Below are 14,552 nucleotides of genomic sequence, written 5' to 3' on the forward strand. Positions count from 1 at the left end.
CGCTTCCGGGATGACAACCGTTTGGGAGCTCCATCGAAGCGGTGGCCAATCATGGTTAACCGAACCTCAACGCCCGCCGCGCTACACCTCGCCCATGCGCCGCGCCCTCGCCTGCCTGCTGACGATCGCCGCCCTGGCCGCCCCGGCCAGCGCCCAGGTGCGCGCCAAGCCGACCCGGGTGATCCCGCCCGTCTCGGCCGCGCAGCCCGTCGAGGCGCCCAATCCGATCCTGCCGATCCCGCTACCCCTGGCCGCCGGCCGCCAGGGCCAGGACCCCAACCAGTGCCGCGCCAGCTGCGCCAAGGCCTATTACTTCTGCGGGGCCAGCGGCGACGACGACGGCTGCGGCGGCCAGTGGGCCCAGTGCAAGAGCCGCTGCACGGCGACCTACTCACGCCTGGGCGGCTGACTTCACAAACCCCAACCCCCGCCGTCATCCCCCGACTTGTTCGGGGGACCCAAGCCGAGCTGGCCGATCCGATGCGCCGCTTGGGTCCCCCGCATAAAGCGGGGGATGACGAATGGAGAGGGCGGAGGCTCCCTACCCCAACGGCAATTTGACCTGCCGGATAACGCTGTTACGCTCTCCTGAACAACGATAAGTCAGGGAGAACGCGATGGCTCCGGCATTGCCTAAGGCCTGCATCATTGGCGCGGGCTGCAGCGGCTTCACCACCGCCAAGCGGCTGAAGGACGCCGGCGTCCCCTATGACTGTTTCGAGGCCTCCGACGACATCGGCGGCAACTGGTACTACCGCAACCCCAACGGCCTGTCGGCCTGCTACGAGAGCCTGCACATCGACACCTCGAAATGGCGCCTGGCCTTCGAGGATTTCCCGGTCCCGGCCGGCTGGCCCGACTTCCCGCACCACAGCCAGGTCCTGGCCTATTTCAAGGACTACGTCGCCCATTTCGGCCTGCGCGAGACCATCACCTTCAACACCAAGGTCGTGAGCGCCCGGCGCACCGACGACGGCCTGTGGTCGGTGACCCTGTCGACCGGCGAGACCCGGCTCTACGACGTGCTGCTGGTCTGCAACGGCCACCACTGGGACCCGCGCATCCCCGACTATCCCGGCCAGTTCGACGGCGTCGCCTTCCACGCCCACGCCTATAGCGACCCGTTCGACCCCGTGGACATGCGCGGCAAGACCGTCGTGGTGGTCGGCATGGGCAATTCGGCCATGGATATCGCCAGCGAGCTGGCGCAGCGGCCGATCGCCGGCAAGCTGATCGTCTCGGCCCGGCGCGGGGTCTGGGTGTTTCCGAAATATCTGAACGGCAAGCCGTCGGACAAGTCGGCCATGCCGCCGTGGATGCCGCGCAAGCTGGGCCTGGCCATCGTCCGCAAGCTGATCCGCAAGCATGTCGGGCGGATGGAGGACTACGGCCTGCCCAAGCCCGACCACGAGCCGCTGGAGGCCCACCCCTCGGTGTCGGGCGAGTTCCTGACCCGGGCCGGCTGCGGCGACATCACCTTCAAGCCGGCGATCAAGGCGCTGGAAGGCCCCAATGTCCGCTTCGCCGACGACAGCGTCGAGCCCGTCGACGTCATCGTCTTCGCCACGGGGTACCGGATCAGCTTCCCGTTCCTCGATGAACCGGCCCTGGTCCCCGACGCCGACCATCGCCTGCCGCTGTTCAAGCGGATGATGAAGCCGGGCGCGCCCAACCTCTTCTATATGGGCCTGGCCCAGGCCCTGCCGACCCTGGTCAATTTCGCCGAGCAGCAGTCCAAGCTGGTCGCCGCCTACCTGACCGGCCGCTACGCGCCGCCGGGCGAGGCGGAGATGGCGAAGATCACCGCCAAGGACGAGGAGCGCCACACCGGCCAGTATTACGCCTCGGCCCGCCACACCATCCAGGTCGACTTCGGGGTCTATTGCGCCGACCTCAAGAAGGAGATCGCGGCGGGCGAGAAGCGGGCCCGGGCGGCCGGCGGGGCCTTGCCGGTCCCGGCCAGGGCAGGCGAGGCCTTGCCCCTGGCGGCGGAATGAAACGCGCGGGAGCTTGCTCCAAGCCCGGATTGGGGCTGAAATCATGACGGGGCGTCATCTGGCCTCGCCACGAGTCGCGTTTCGATGTCGAACATCGCCTATTTCCCCACCCGCCCGGACCCGGAGGACAGCCGTCCGGGCAAGCGCGAGCGCACCAAGGTCGCCAATCGCCAGGCGATCCTCGACGCCGCGCGCGCGGTGTTCGGCGAGCTGGGCTACGAGACCGCCACGGTGCGCGACATCATCCGCCGCACGGGTTTGGCCTCGGGCACCTTCTACAACTACTACAAGTCCAAGGAAGAGGTGTTCGACGCCCTGGCCGACGACGGGGCGCGGCGCTTCCGGCCGATCCTGCGGGCCGAGTCCGACAAGGCCGTCGATTTCGAGAGCTTCCTGCGCGGCGCCATCCGCGCCTATTTCGACTTCCTGGAGGGCGAGCACGAGAGCTGGCGGATCAACCGCCCGGCCGGTGAGGTCTTTCCCCACGCCCGCGCCACGCCGGAAATCGTCGCGGTGTTCGACGAGGTGCGCGACGCCTTCGCCAAGGTGCTGGAGCACGACCACGCCCCGGCCGTCGACCTGGACTATTTCACCGCCGCCTGTATCGCCGTGGCCCGCGAGGTCGGGGACAAGATGCTGGAGCGCCGGCCGATCGACGTCGAGGGCGCGGCCGACTTCGCCGTCCGGATGATCCTGGGCGGCCTGCCCGCCCTGCCCCGTTCCTAGAGCCTTTTCGAGCGAAGCGGACACCGGTTCGCGTGAAGAAAATGCGCAAAACAAAAACCTAGACGTCCGCGCCCCGACAACAACGAGAGCCCCCAAATGGCCGATCCCGCCGTCCAGAAGTTCATCCTCAAGGTCCTGATGTCGCTGCCCAGCCCGATCCTGCGGGCGATGTCCGGCGGCGGAACGGTCTATCGCGGCGGACGCACCCTGGACCCGCGCTTCCAGTTCCTCACCGCCGCCGCCGCCAAGATGCCGTCGATCACCAGCCTGGCCCCGGACGAGGCCCGCGCCGCCAGCGCCAAGGGCCTGGCGGCGATGAGCGGCCCGCCCGAGCCCGGCGTGCGCACCGAGGCCCTGTCGATCGACGGGCCCGGCGGCGCCTTGAAGCTGCGCGCCTACCGCCCGGCCGACCAGGACAGCGGCGCGCCGCTGATCGTCTTCGCCCATTTCGGCGGCGGGGTGATCGGCGACCTGGAGACCTGCCACGCCTTCTGCGGGATCCTGGCGCGGATCGCCCGCACGGCGGTGATCTCGGTCGACTACCGCCTGGCCCCCGACCACCGCTTCCCGGCCGGGCTGGACGACGTGCTGGCCGCCTTCCGCTGGAGCCGCGACAACGCCGCCCGCTTCGGGGCCCTGCCCGGGACGGCGGCGATCGGCGGCGACTCCATGGGCGGCAACTTCTCGGCCATCGTCGCCCAGGAGATGCAGCGGACGGGCGAAGCCCAGCCGGCCCTGCAGCTGCTGATCTATCCCGCCGTCGACGTGGCCAGCGAGACGGCGTCCATGACCACCTATGCCGACGCCTATCCGCTGAGCCGGCCGATCATGGACTGGTTCATGGGCCACTACATGGGTCCGGACGCCAACCCGGTCGATCCGCGCCTGTCGCCCGACAAGACCGCCGACCTGGCGGGCCTGGCCCCGGCCGTGGTGATCACCGCCGGCTTCGACCCGCTGGTCGACCAGGGCGAGGCCTACGCCAAGCGCCTGGTCGCGGCCGGCGTGCCGACCACCTACCGCTGCTACGACAGCCTGGCCCACGGGTTCACGGCGTTCACCGGGGCGGTGCCGGCGGCCGACGCGGCGTGCCGGGAGATCGCCCGGCTGGTGCGGGCGGCGTTCGACTCTTCTTCTCCGGTGTCATCCCGGGCGTAGCGAAGCGAAGACCCGGGACCCAGGGCCACAGCATTGCGCCGGCCCCTGGGTCCCGGACAGCCTCTGCGAGGCTTCCGGGATGCCAACATTTATGCGGATAGATTGATGCGCGCCCTCGTCGTCGAAACCCTGGCCCCCGACTTCGCCGGCTGCGCGGTCCGTGAGGTCCCGACGCTGACGCCGGGGCCCGGCGAGGTGCTGGTCCGGGTGAAGGCCGCCAGCGTCAACTTCCCCGACCTGCTGATGACCCGCGGCGAATACCAGTTCAAGCCGCCCCTGCCGTTCACGCCGGGCCTGGACCTGGCCGGCGAGGTGGCGGCCCTGGGCGAGGGCGTCGAGGGTTGGAACCTCGGCGACGCCGTGGTCGGCGGGGCGCGGCTGGGCGGGTTCGCGCAACACGCGGTGCTGGCCGCCGACGCCCTCAAGCCCAAGCCCGCCCGGCTGTCGTTCGGCGAGGCGGCGGCCTATGGCGCGGCCTATCTCACCGCCTATGTCGCCCTGGTGCGGCGGGCGCGGCTGGAGCCCGGCGAGTGGGTGCTGGTGCACGGCGCGGCCGGCGGCGTGGGCCTGGCGGCGGTGGACCTGGCCAAGGCCCTGGGCGCCAGGGTGATCGCCGCCTCGGCCTCCGACGCCAAGCTCAAGGTGATCCAGGACCTCTACGCCCCCGACGCCGTGGTCAACGTCACCGGCGGCTTTCGCGAGCAGGTCAAGGCAATCACCGGCGGACGCGGGACCGACGTGATCTACGACCCCGTGGGCGGCGACGTGTTCGACGAGAGCGTGCGCTGCATCGCCTTCGACGGCCGGCTGCTGGTGATCGGCTTCACGGCCGGCCGCATCCCGACGATCTCCGCCAACATGCCGCTGATCAAGGGCTTCTCGGTGATGGGCGTCCGGGCCGGGGAGTATGGCCGGCAGTTCCCCGAGAAGGGGCGCGAGAACGCCGAAGTGGTGTGGCGGATGGCCGACGCGGGGACGATCCGTCCGCACGTCCATGCCGAGCTGCCGCTGGAGCGGTGGCGCGAGGCGTTCGACCTGCTGGCGGGACGGCAGGTGATCGGCAAGGCGGTGATCCGGCCGGATCTGTGAGGCGGCGGACTTGCCCCCTCCGCGCCTGCGGCGCTCCTCCCCCATAGGGGGAAGAGTGCGCGCACCTGAACTCCGCCCCCTATGGGGGCGGACAGGCGGCGCAGCCGCCAGGTGGGGGCAAGTATCGACAAGCCCTTGGTTCGACTCATGTTGACAGCCGCCCCCCCTTCCCTTATCCACCGCCCCTCACTCGCGGAGGCCCCTCGGCCCTCGCGTCCCATTATTATCGGAGCCACCTCGTGAAGCGGACATTCCAGCCGTCGAAGCTCGTGCGAGCCCGCCGTCACGGCTACCGCGCGCGTATGGCCACCAAGAACGGCCAGAAGATCGTCGCGCGTCGCCGCGCCAAGGGCCGTAAGCGCCTGACGGCCTAACAGCCTTCTCCCGCTTTTCTGGCGGGAAACAAGACCATGATGGAAGCCGCCCTTTCCTCGAACCAGGCCCAGCGCCTGCGCCGGAAAGGGCGGCTTTTTTCATGACCGAAGCCCAGCTTCCGCCATCCGTGAAGATCGAGCGCCTCAGGAAGCGTCCGGACTTCCTGAAGGCCGCCAAGGCCCCGGCCCTGGCGCGCGGCGCGGTGTTCATGCAGATGCGCGCCCGCCACGACGACGACCCGCTGATCCGGGTCGGATTCACCGCCACCAAGAAGATCGGCGGCTCCGTCGAGCGAAATCGCGCCAAAAGACGCCTTCGCGAGGCCGCCAGGCTACTTCTTCCCCTTCATGGCCGCCCTTCATGCGACTATGTGTTCATTGCCCGCGGCGGAACTGGCCAGCGGGCGTGGGGGCGTTTGCTTGACGATGTTAAAACCGCGCTGATAAGCCTCGCCGCCGAACACGATCGCGCGGGCCCGGGCCCAGAGCCCGCTCCGCACGCCCCCGCCGCGTCCGATTCCTCCGTTTCTGGTTAAGTCCAAACCCATGCAGAACGACACCAACAAAAACACGCTGATGTTCCTCGTCTGCGCGTTTGCGATCCTGATCGGCTACCAGTTCCTGTACGCGGGCCCGGCCCAGCGCAAGGAAGCCGCCGCCGTCCAGGCCAGGAAGGCCGCCGAGGCGCAGGCCGCCCTGACGCCCGGCATGGTGGTCGGCGCCGACGGCAAGCCCCAGCCGCTGAAGCTGTCGCGCGACGAGGCCAAGGCCCAGAGCCCGCGCATCGTCGTCGACACCCCGGCCCTGTCGGGCTCGATCGCCCTGAAGGGCGCGCGCATCGACGACCTCTGGCTGAAGCGCTACACCCAGACGGCTAGCAAGAATTCGCCGCCGGTCGAACTGTTCCGCCCCGAGGGCGCCGAGCACGCCTGGTTCGCCGACTTCGGCTGGGCCGGCGCCAACCTGCCGGGCCTGCCCACGCCGCAGACCGTGTGGACGGCCCCGGCCGGCCAGGTGCTGCGCCCCAATTCCCCGGTCACCCTGACCTACGACAACGGCCAGGGCCTGGTGTTCACCCGCCAGATCTCGGTCGACAGCGACGCGATGTTCACCGTCGCCGACAGCGTCCGCAACCAGGGCGGCGCGGCCGTCGCCGTGGCCCCCTACGCCTCGGTCCAGCGCCAGGGCGTGCCCGACACCCTGGGCAAGACCCAGATCGTCCATGAAGGCGCCATCGGCGTGTTCGGCGGCGTCAAGGACGAGAAGTACGTCCTGAGCCAGACGAAGTACCAGAAGTGGAAGAAGGACAAGCCGGACCAGACCTTCGAGTCCAAGGGCGGCTGGAACGGCATCACCGACAAGTACTGGCTGGCGGCCCTGGTGCCCGAGCAGTCCGAGACCGTGCAGGGCCACTTCCGCGTGGTGCCCGCCAGCGGCGTCGACATCTACGAGTCGATGTTCCTGGGCGCCGCCAAGTCGCTGCAGCCCGGCCAGACCGTCAACCACACCACCCGCCTGTTCGCCGGCGCCAAGACCGTGCCGCTGCTGACCCGCTACGAATACGGCGGCAAGCCGGTGGTCTGGTGGCAGTTCTGGAACCGTCCCGCCAGCGTCATCCCCAGCTTCGACAAGGCCGTCGACTGGGGCATGTTCTCGGTGTTCACCCGCCCGATCTTCAACGTCCTGGAGATCTTCTACAAGCTGGTCGGCAACTTCGGCGTGGCCATCATGCTGCTGACCGTGGCCCTGAAGCTCATCCTCTTCCCGCTGGCGGACAAGAGCTATGAGTCCATGGCCAAGATGAAGAAGATCGCCCCCGAGGTCGAGAAGCTCAAGGCCAAGCACAAGGACGATCCGGCCAAGCAGCAGCAGGAAATGATGGCGCTGTACGGCAAGGAGAAGATCAATCCGATGATGGGCTGCGTGCCCATGCTGATCCAGATCCCGATCTTCTACTCGCTGTACAAGGTGCTGACGGTGACCATCGAGATGCGGCACGCGCCGTTCTTCGGCTGGATCACCGACCTGTCGGCCCGCGACCCCAGCACCTTCATGAACCTGTTCGGCCTGATCCCGTGGGATCCGGCGACCGCCCCGCTGATCGGCGGCTTCCTGTCGGGCCCGCTGCATATCGGCGTCTGGCCGCTGCTGTACGGCTTCACCATGTGGCTGACCACGGCGATGAACCCGCCGGCCGGCGATCCGCTGCAACAGAAGATCTTCCAGCTGTTCCCGATCATCTTCACCTTCACCCTGTCGCAGTTCTCGGTGGGCCTGGTGATCTACTGGTGCTGGAGCAACGTGCTGACCATCCTGCAGCAGTACATCATCATGCGCCGCTACAAGGTGGACAACCCGATCGACCAGCTCCTGAACCGCTTCCGCGGCAAGACCGCAGAGGCGACCTGATGGACGAACTCGCCTATACCGACGACGAGATCGAGGCGGCCCGGGTGCTGTTCGCCCAGCCGGCGACCTTCATGATGGGCGCCGTCAAGATGGACGGCATGCCGCCGCCGGTCCTGCCGGAAGTGGCCTTCGCCGGCCGCTCCAACGTCGGCAAGTCCAGCCTGATCAACGGCCTGGTCGGCCAGAACCACCTGGCCCGGGCCTCGAACTCGCCGGGCCGCACGCGCGAGGTCAACTTCTTCGTGCTGGCCGAGCAGCTGCGCCTGGTCGACCTTCCCGGCTACGGCTTCGCGCGGGTCTCCCGCAGCGTGGCCGACAAGTTCCAGGACCTGGGCCGCGCCTATCTGCGCGGCCGGGCCAACCTGAAGCGGGTCTATCTGCTGATCGACGCCCGCCATGGGCTCAAATCGGTGGACACCGAGGCGCTGGACGCCCTGGACGTGGCGGCGGTCTCCTACCAGATCGTCCTGACCAAGGCCGACAAGATGAAGCCGGCCGAGGTCGAGGCCACGGTGGCCGCGACCCTGAAGGCCATTGCCAAGCGCCCCGCCGCCTTCCCCAAGGTGCTGGCCACCTCGTCCGAGAAGGGCTTCGGCCTGCCCGAACTGCGGGCCGAGATCGCCCGGACCTGCTTGTCTTAGGCCGCTCCTTGTCCGCTCGTCCCGGCCCGCCCCGGGATGAGCGGACAGAGAGAGTCCACAACAACATGTTCCCGCCTTAACCTTGCGGCCAGATCCGGCCGTTAAGGCACGCCTCCCGTTTCCGAAAACACCTCGAAGAACCCCATGACCCGTCACGAACTGAAGACCTGGCCCCAGTATTTCGCCGCCGTGCGCTCGGGCAAGAAGCGCTTCGAGATCCGCCGCAACGACCGCGAGTTCGCGGTTGGCGACGTGCTGGTGCTGCGCGAGTTCGACCCCGAGCTGGACGTCTATACCGGCCAGGTCGAGGAGCGGCAGATCACCTTCCTGCTGTCGGAAGAGGACTACGGGGTGATCCACGGCTTCGTGGCCATCGGCTTCGGCGAGGTGGTCCACCATGGCGACATGCCCAGCGACGGGGCCCTGACCGCCGAGCAGCTGGCCCACTGGCACGAGACCACCGCCTCCAACGCCGCCCTGCGCGCCCAGGACGCCCGCAAGGTGGCCCAGAGCTACGCCGCCCCCACCACCGGCCGCGCCGCCATGCCGGTTTCGGCCGAGCGTCACGCCGCCGTGGCCGCCGCCGCCGAGGCCGAGGCCGCCTTCCACGGCGCCGCCGCGCGGATCGTGCGGGGGAAGTAGGGGCGCCCTTCCATCATCCCCCCACGCTCGTCATCCCCCGCTTTATGCGGGGGACCCAAGCGGCGGTTAGGGTGATAGGCACAACGCCGCCGCCAGCTCAGCTTGGGTCCCCCGAACAAGTCGGGGGATGACGACGTTTGGAATGCGGTGAGGGTGAATCAACAAGGGCGGACCTCGCGGTCCGCCCTTTTGTCGTTTCCGTCGCGAGGCGCCAGACCTACGCCGCCTGGCGCACCTGGGCCGGGAAGACGTCGTCCATCTTCAGATAGGTGATCAGGCGGCTGTCCAGCGAGATGATCGCCTGGATGAACCGCAGTTCGTCCGTGCCCAGGTCCGGGGTCGGCTGCAGGTGGTCGCGCGACACGGTGAAGGTCTCGCTGACCGCGTCGACCAGGATGCCGGCCAGGCGGTCCTGGCACTCGACCACGACGATGACGTGGCGGGTCTCGGGAACGGTGACGCCCAGGCCCAGGCGGTTGCGCAGGTCGATGACCGGCATGATCGCGCCGCGCAGGTTGATGACGCCCTTCAGGAAGCTGGGGGCGTGCGGGATCGGGGTGGCCGGGGTCCAGCCGCGGATCTCGCGGACCGTCTTGACGTCGATGCAGAACTCCTGCTCGCCGATGCAGAACGAGATCAGCTCCAGGGCGGGTTCGGCGTGATCGGTCATGGTCGTTCCCAGAGGCTCGAGAGGCGTCCGCGAAAGACCGGAAACCGGTTTCGCGTCGCCTGCCACAAGAGCCCAAACGCCGTTTAATAACGGTTAATGGCCAGGCTTGGAGCGCGCGCCGAATTGTCGCGGGACGAGCGGATTCAGTCCGGCTCCGAGGCCCCCAGGTCCCCGTCGTCCGTCAGGTTGAACTCGTACCAGACGCCGTTCAGCACGCCGAAGGCGACGGCCAGGCCCAGGCCCAGCACCCAGGTGAAATACCACATGGCTTGGTCTCCTCAGTAAAGGGCGGGATCGGTCTTCAGGGCGGCGGTGCTGGTCCGGCCCCACAGCACCTTGTAGACCCAGGCGGTGTAGAGCAGCACCAGCGGCATCAGCACCACCACGACGATCAGCATGATGAACAGGGTCAGGTGGCTGGACGAGGCGTTCCACACCGTCAGGCTGGAGCGCGGGTCGATGGTGCTGGGCAGGATGAACGGGAACATCGAGGCGCCCACCGTGGCGATGATCCCCGCCGCCGAGGCCGAGGAGCCGCCGAACGCCAGGGCCGCCGAGCGCTTCCACAGCCCGGCCAGGGCGACCAGCGCGCCCAGGAAGCCCAGGACCGGGGCGACCAGCATCCAGGGATGACGGCCGAAATTGTCGAACCAGGCGCCCGGGGCGGCGACGGCGGCGGCCCGCAGCGGGTTGGACGGCGCGGCGGTGTCGATCACGCCCTCCAGGCGGAAGCCCAGGCGGGCGGCCAGCAGGCCGCCGACCAGGAACAGCAGCAGGCTGGCGATCCCGGCCGCCGCGCCGAACCGCCGGGCGCGGTCCTGCACCACGCCGGCCTCGGCCTTGACGCCCAGCCAGGCCGCGCCGTGCAGCACCAGCATGGCCACAGACAGCAGGCCGCAGACCAGGGTGAAGGGGGTGAACAGCCCCAGGAACGCGCCGTGATAGGTGGTGCGCAGGTCGCTATCCAGCTTGAACGGCGCGCCCTGCAGCACGTTGCCCACGGCCACGCCGAACACCAGCACCGGCACGAAGCTGCCGGTGAACAGCGCCCAGTCCCAGAACCGCCGCCAGCGCGGGTCCGGCCGCTTGGAGCGGTACTTGAAGCCCACCGGCCGCAGGATCATCGCCACCAGCACCAGGAAGATGGCCAGGTAGAAGCCCGAGAAGCTGACGCCGTAGACCAGCGGCCAGGCGGCGAAGATCGAGGCCCCGCCGGTGATGAACCACACCTGGTTGCCTTCCCACGTGGCGCCGACGGTGTTGATCACCATGCGCCGCTCCTCGTCGGTCCTGGCGACGAAGGGCAGCAGGGCGCCGACCCCCATGTCGAAGCCGTCGGTCAGGGCGAAGCCGATCAGCAGCACGCCCAGCAGGGCCCACCAGATGATGCGAAGGGTCGGATAGTCGATTGGCAGTTCCATGATCCGATCTCTCCTTAGGCCACGGCTTCGCCGGCGGGGGCGCCGTGGATCGACGGGAAGGCCTCCTGGTCGGCGAACGGGCCCTTCTTGATGGTCTTGAGGATCAGCCCGACCTCGACCACCGCCAGGGCGCCGTACAGCAGGGTGAAGACGACGATGCTGGTCAGCAGCTGCGCCACGCTGAGGGTGGACGGGGCCAGGAAGGTGGGCAGCACACCCTCCACCGCCCAGGGCTGACGCCCGACCTCGGCCAGCACCCAGCCCAGCTCGGTGGCGATCCACGGCAGCGGGATGGCGATGACGGCCAGGCGCAGGAACCACTTGGTCTCGTGCTTGCGCAGGGTGACCAGCAGGAAGGCGGTGGCGAACAGGGCGATCATCAGCATGCCGGTCCCGGCCATGATCCGGAACGCCCAGAACATCACCGGCACGTTGGGCACGGTGTCCCAGGCGGTCTTGGCGATCAGGGCGTGGTCGGCCTGGCGGGGATCGGCGACATGGCGCTTGAGCAGCAGGGCGTAGCCCAGGTCGCGGCGGTGGGTCTCGAACACGCCGCGCGCCGCCAGGTCCTTGGGGTTGGCCTTCAGGGTCTCCAGCGCGCCATAGGCGACGATCCCGCTCTCGATGCGGGTTTCGGCCTGGGCGACCAGTTCGAAGATGCCGGCCACCGGGCGGTCGATGCTGCGGGTGGCGATCAGGCCCAGCACATAGGGGATCTTGATCTCGGCGTGGGTCTTGCGGTCCTTCAGGCTGGGAATGCCGAAGGCCGTCAGGCCGGCCGGGGCGGGCTCGGTCTCCCACATGGCCTCCAGGGCCGCGAGTTTCATTTTCTGGTTGTCGGTCAGGGCGTAACCGCTCTCGTCGCCCAGCACGACCACCGACAGCGACGACGCCAGCCCAAAGGCGGCGGCCACGGTCAGCGACCGCTTGGCGACGCCCCGGTGCTTGCCCTTCAGCAGGTACCAGGCGCTGACGCCCAGCACGAAGACGGCGGCGATGGTGTAACCGGCGCTGACGGTGTGCACGAACTTGGCCTGGGCCACCGGGTTGAACAGCACGGCCTTGAAGTCGGTGACCTCCATCCGCATCGTGTCCGGGTTGAAGGCCGCGCCGACCGGGTTCTGCATCCAGCCGTTGGCCACCAGGATCCACAGCGCCGACAGGTTGGTGCCCAGGGCGACCATGAACGTCACGCCCAGGTGCGCCACCGGCTTGAGCTTGTCCCAGCCGAAGAACATCAGGCCCACGAAGGTGGCCTCGAGGAAGAAGGCCATCAGCCCCTCGATGGCCAGCGGCGCGCCGAAGATGTCGCCGACATAGTGCGAGTAGTAGGACCAGTTCATGCCGAACTGGAATTCCATGGTCAGGCCGGTGGCGACCCCGAGCACGAAATTGATGCCGAACAGCGTGCCCCAGAACCGCGTCGTGGTCCGCCAGATCGGCCGCTTGGTCATCACATAGACGCTCTCCATGATCACCAGCATGAAGGAGAGGCCCAGCGTCAGGGGCACGAACAGGAAGTGGTACAGCGCCGTCAGGGCGAACTGCAGGCGGGAAAGATCGACGACGGCGGGGTCCATGAAGCGCTCCGGTTGTCGTGTGGCGATTGATCGCGCCAGCGACCATCCACCCCTAGACGCGTTGTGGCTAGGGCGCTTTGATCCGGATCAAGGACGCGCCCGCCCTTTTCCTTGAACACGAGTGCATGCCCGTCAGTTTCACCGCCGACCTCGACGCCGTCGCGCGGCCCTGGCTGAAGACCATCGGCTTGGCCGGCGGCCGGGCGCGCCGGACCGCGCCGCTGTGGCTGCTGGCCGACGTCCCGGCCGCCGTCGCCTTCGCCGCCGGCCTGGCCCTTTCCATCGACGCCCTGCCGCGCGGCCTGGCCGCCGCCGCGCCCTGGCTGGTGCTGATCGCGCTCGCCGGCCTGGCGCGCGGCCTGCTGGCCAGGCGGGCCGCCGAGGCGGGCGCGAAGGCCGCGGCCGGGGTCAAGGCCCGGGCCCGGCGCGAGGCCGTCGCCGCCATCCTCGGCCATGGCGTGGCCCTGCACGGACAAGGCAGACGCACCGGCGGCGAGGCGCTGTCGGCCGTGGTCGAGGGCGTCGAGGCGCTGGACGGCCACATCGCCCGCTTCATGCCCGCCCGGCTGGCCTCGGCGCTCGCGCCGCTGCTGATCATCGCCGCCATCGCCGTCGCCACCCCGGTGGCGGCCGCCATCCTGCTGCTGACCCTGGTCCCGTTCGGCCTGGTCATGGCCCTGGCCGGCGGGGCGGCGGCCGAGGAGTCGCGGCGGCAGTTCCTGGCCCTGGAGCGGCTCTCAAGCCTGTTCCTCGACCGGGTCCGCGCCCTGCCGGTGGTGCTGGCCTTCCAGGCCGAGGGCGCGGTGACCCGCGACCTGTCGCTGGCCGCCGAGGACCTGGCCCGCCGGACGATCCGCGTGCTGAGGGTCGCCTTCCTGTCGTCGGGGGCGCTGGAGTTCTTCGCCGCCCTGTCGGTGGCCCTGGTGGCGGTCTATTGCGGCTTCAACCTGCTGCGGCTGCTGCCGTTCCCGGTTCCCGAACAGCTGGACCTCAAGCGGGCCTTCTTCGCCCTGGCCCTGGCCCCGGAGGTCTATGCCCCGCTGCGCCGCCTGGCCGCCGCCTATCACGACCGCCAGGCCGCCGAGGCCGCCGCCCAGACCCTGGCCGCCCTGCCGGTCCCCGCCGCCATGCCGCCGGCCGTGACCTTCGACGCCCCGCCTGCCCTCCGCTTCCAGGCGGTGACGGTCGCCTATGCGGCCGGCGAGACCCCGGTGTTCGAGGGCTTCGACCTCGACGTCGCGCCCGGCGAGGTTGTCGCCCTGCTCGGCCCCAGCGGCAGCGGCAAGACCACCCTGCTGAACCTGCTGCTGGGCCTGGCCCCGCTGAGCGGCGGCGAGGTGCTGGTCGGCGACCGGCGGCTGTCGCACCTGGGCTCGATCGCCGCCGCCGTCGCCTGGGCCGGTCAGTCGCCGCTGGTCCTGCCCGGGACCCTGGCCGACAACCTGGCCCTGGCCTGGCCCGGCGCGACGCGGAACCAGCTGGCGCGGGCGGCCCGCATCGTCGGCCTGGCCCAGGTTCTGGATGGACGCGGCGGCCTGGACGCCCGGCTGGACGAGCGCGGCGCGGGGCTGTCGGGCGGCGAGCGCCGGCGCCTCTCCCTGGCCCGCGCCATGCTCAAGCCCGCCGCCATCCTGCTGCTCGACGAGCCGACCGCCGACCTCGACGCGGCGTCGGAGCTGGCCCTGCTGCCGGTCATCCGCCGTCTTTCAAGGGGAGAGGGGACGGCCCACGGTCGCACCACCCTGATCGCCACCCATTCCGAAGTCGTGGCCGCCCTGGCCGACCGCGTGGTGCGGCTGTGAGCGGGCCTGAAACCATAGACAGCCCCGCCATGAACGGCTGGGG

The 14,552-nt window shown here is 69.5% G+C and carries 15 protein-coding genes; 11 read left to right on the plus strand and 4 right to left on the minus strand.

Features of this window, described 5'->3' with window-relative positions; translation table 11 throughout:
- Nucleotides 1-94 precede the first annotated feature (94 nt).
- From PMI01_RS13005 to PMI01_RS13050, 10 genes are all read left to right on the plus strand, one after another.
- Nucleotides 95-409, plus strand: coding sequence for a hypothetical protein (locus PMI01_RS13005; protein WP_007669161.1), 315 nt, complete (start codon nt 95-97; stop codon nt 407-409).
- A gap of 208 nt (nt 410-617) precedes the next feature.
- Nucleotides 618-1,997, plus strand: coding sequence for a flavin-containing monooxygenase (locus tag PMI01_RS13010; RefSeq protein ID WP_007669163.1), 1,380 nt, complete (start codon nt 618-620; stop codon nt 1,995-1,997).
- A gap of 84 nt (nt 1,998-2,081) precedes the next feature.
- Nucleotides 2,082-2,723: a TetR/AcrR family transcriptional regulator gene (locus PMI01_RS13015; RefSeq protein ID WP_007669165.1), complete on the plus strand. Its 642-nt coding sequence runs from the start codon at nt 2,082-2,084 to the stop codon at nt 2,721-2,723.
- A gap of 96 nt (nt 2,724-2,819) precedes the next feature.
- Nucleotides 2,820-3,881 carry an alpha/beta hydrolase gene (locus PMI01_RS13020; RefSeq protein ID WP_007669171.1) on the plus strand — a complete coding sequence of 354 codons (1,062 nt, stop codon included), beginning with the start codon at nt 2,820-2,822 and terminating at the stop codon, nt 3,879-3,881.
- A gap of 105 nt (nt 3,882-3,986) precedes the next feature.
- The gene (locus PMI01_RS13025) at nt 3,987-4,970 is read left to right on the plus strand and encodes an NADPH:quinone oxidoreductase family protein (protein WP_007669174.1); all 984 of its coding nucleotides are present in this window, start codon (nt 3,987-3,989) and stop codon (nt 4,968-4,970) included.
- A 239-nt stretch (nt 4,971-5,209) separates the two neighbouring features.
- Nucleotides 5,210-5,344 (plus strand): 50S ribosomal protein L34, encoded by a 135-nt coding sequence (gene rpmH, locus PMI01_RS13030; protein ID WP_012284717.1) that lies wholly within the window; start codon nt 5,210-5,212, stop codon nt 5,342-5,344.
- A gap of 101 nt (nt 5,345-5,445) precedes the next feature.
- On the plus strand, nt 5,446-5,880 hold the full coding sequence (gene rnpA / locus PMI01_RS13035; protein ID WP_007669176.1) for a ribonuclease P protein component: 435 nt from the start codon (nt 5,446-5,448) through the stop codon (nt 5,878-5,880).
- A 10-nt stretch (nt 5,881-5,890) separates the two neighbouring features.
- Nucleotides 5,891-7,753, plus strand: a complete 1,863-nt coding sequence (gene yidC, locus PMI01_RS13040; RefSeq protein WP_007669179.1) for a membrane protein insertase YidC — start codon at nt 5,891-5,893, stop codon at nt 7,751-7,753.
- A complete protein-coding gene (gene yihA / locus PMI01_RS13045; protein WP_007669182.1) occupies nt 7,753-8,394 on the plus strand; it encodes a ribosome biogenesis GTP-binding protein YihA/YsxC in 642 nt (213 codons plus the stop codon). The genes yidC and yihA overlap by 1 nt, the downstream gene beginning before the upstream one ends.
- A gap of 144 nt (nt 8,395-8,538) precedes the next feature.
- On the plus strand, nt 8,539-9,036 hold the full coding sequence (locus tag PMI01_RS13050; protein ID WP_007669184.1) for an ASCH/PUA domain-containing protein: 498 nt from the start codon (nt 8,539-8,541) through the stop codon (nt 9,034-9,036).
- Nucleotides 9,037-9,253: 217 nt separating this feature from the next.
- Here the strand turns inward: PMI01_RS13050 and PMI01_RS13055 are convergent, their stop codons facing one another.
- The 4 genes from PMI01_RS13055 to PMI01_RS13070 all read right to left on the minus strand — a co-directional run bounded on the left by PMI01_RS13055 (nt 9,254) and on the right by PMI01_RS13070 (nt 12,707).
- Complete coding sequence (locus PMI01_RS13055; protein WP_007669186.1) at nt 9,254-9,706, minus strand: chemotaxis protein CheW; 453 nt, start codon at nt 9,704-9,706, stop codon at nt 9,254-9,256.
- A 143-nt stretch (nt 9,707-9,849) separates the two neighbouring features.
- Complete coding sequence (cydX, locus tag PMI01_RS13060; protein WP_007669187.1) at nt 9,850-9,972, minus strand: cytochrome bd-I oxidase subunit CydX; 123 nt, start codon at nt 9,970-9,972, stop codon at nt 9,850-9,852.
- A gap of 12 nt (nt 9,973-9,984) precedes the next feature.
- Nucleotides 9,985-11,127: a cytochrome d ubiquinol oxidase subunit II gene (cydB, locus tag PMI01_RS13065; RefSeq protein ID WP_007669188.1), complete on the minus strand. Its 1,143-nt coding sequence runs from the start codon at nt 11,125-11,127 to the stop codon at nt 9,985-9,987.
- Between the two features lie 14 nt (nt 11,128-11,141).
- Complete coding sequence (locus PMI01_RS13070; RefSeq protein WP_007669189.1) at nt 11,142-12,707, minus strand: cytochrome ubiquinol oxidase subunit I; 1,566 nt, start codon at nt 12,705-12,707, stop codon at nt 11,142-11,144.
- A gap of 125 nt (nt 12,708-12,832) precedes the next feature.
- Between PMI01_RS13070 and cydD the strand changes: the two genes are divergently transcribed.
- Nucleotides 12,833-14,509: a thiol reductant ABC exporter subunit CydD gene (gene cydD, locus PMI01_RS13075; protein ID WP_035036097.1), complete on the plus strand. Its 1,677-nt coding sequence runs from the start codon at nt 12,833-12,835 to the stop codon at nt 14,507-14,509.
- Nucleotides 14,510-14,552 lie beyond the last annotated feature (43 nt).

This window comes from Caulobacter sp. AP07 (assembly GCF_000281955.1).
In the GTDB taxonomy this organism is placed as follows: Bacteria; Pseudomonadota; Alphaproteobacteria; order Caulobacterales; family Caulobacteraceae; genus Caulobacter.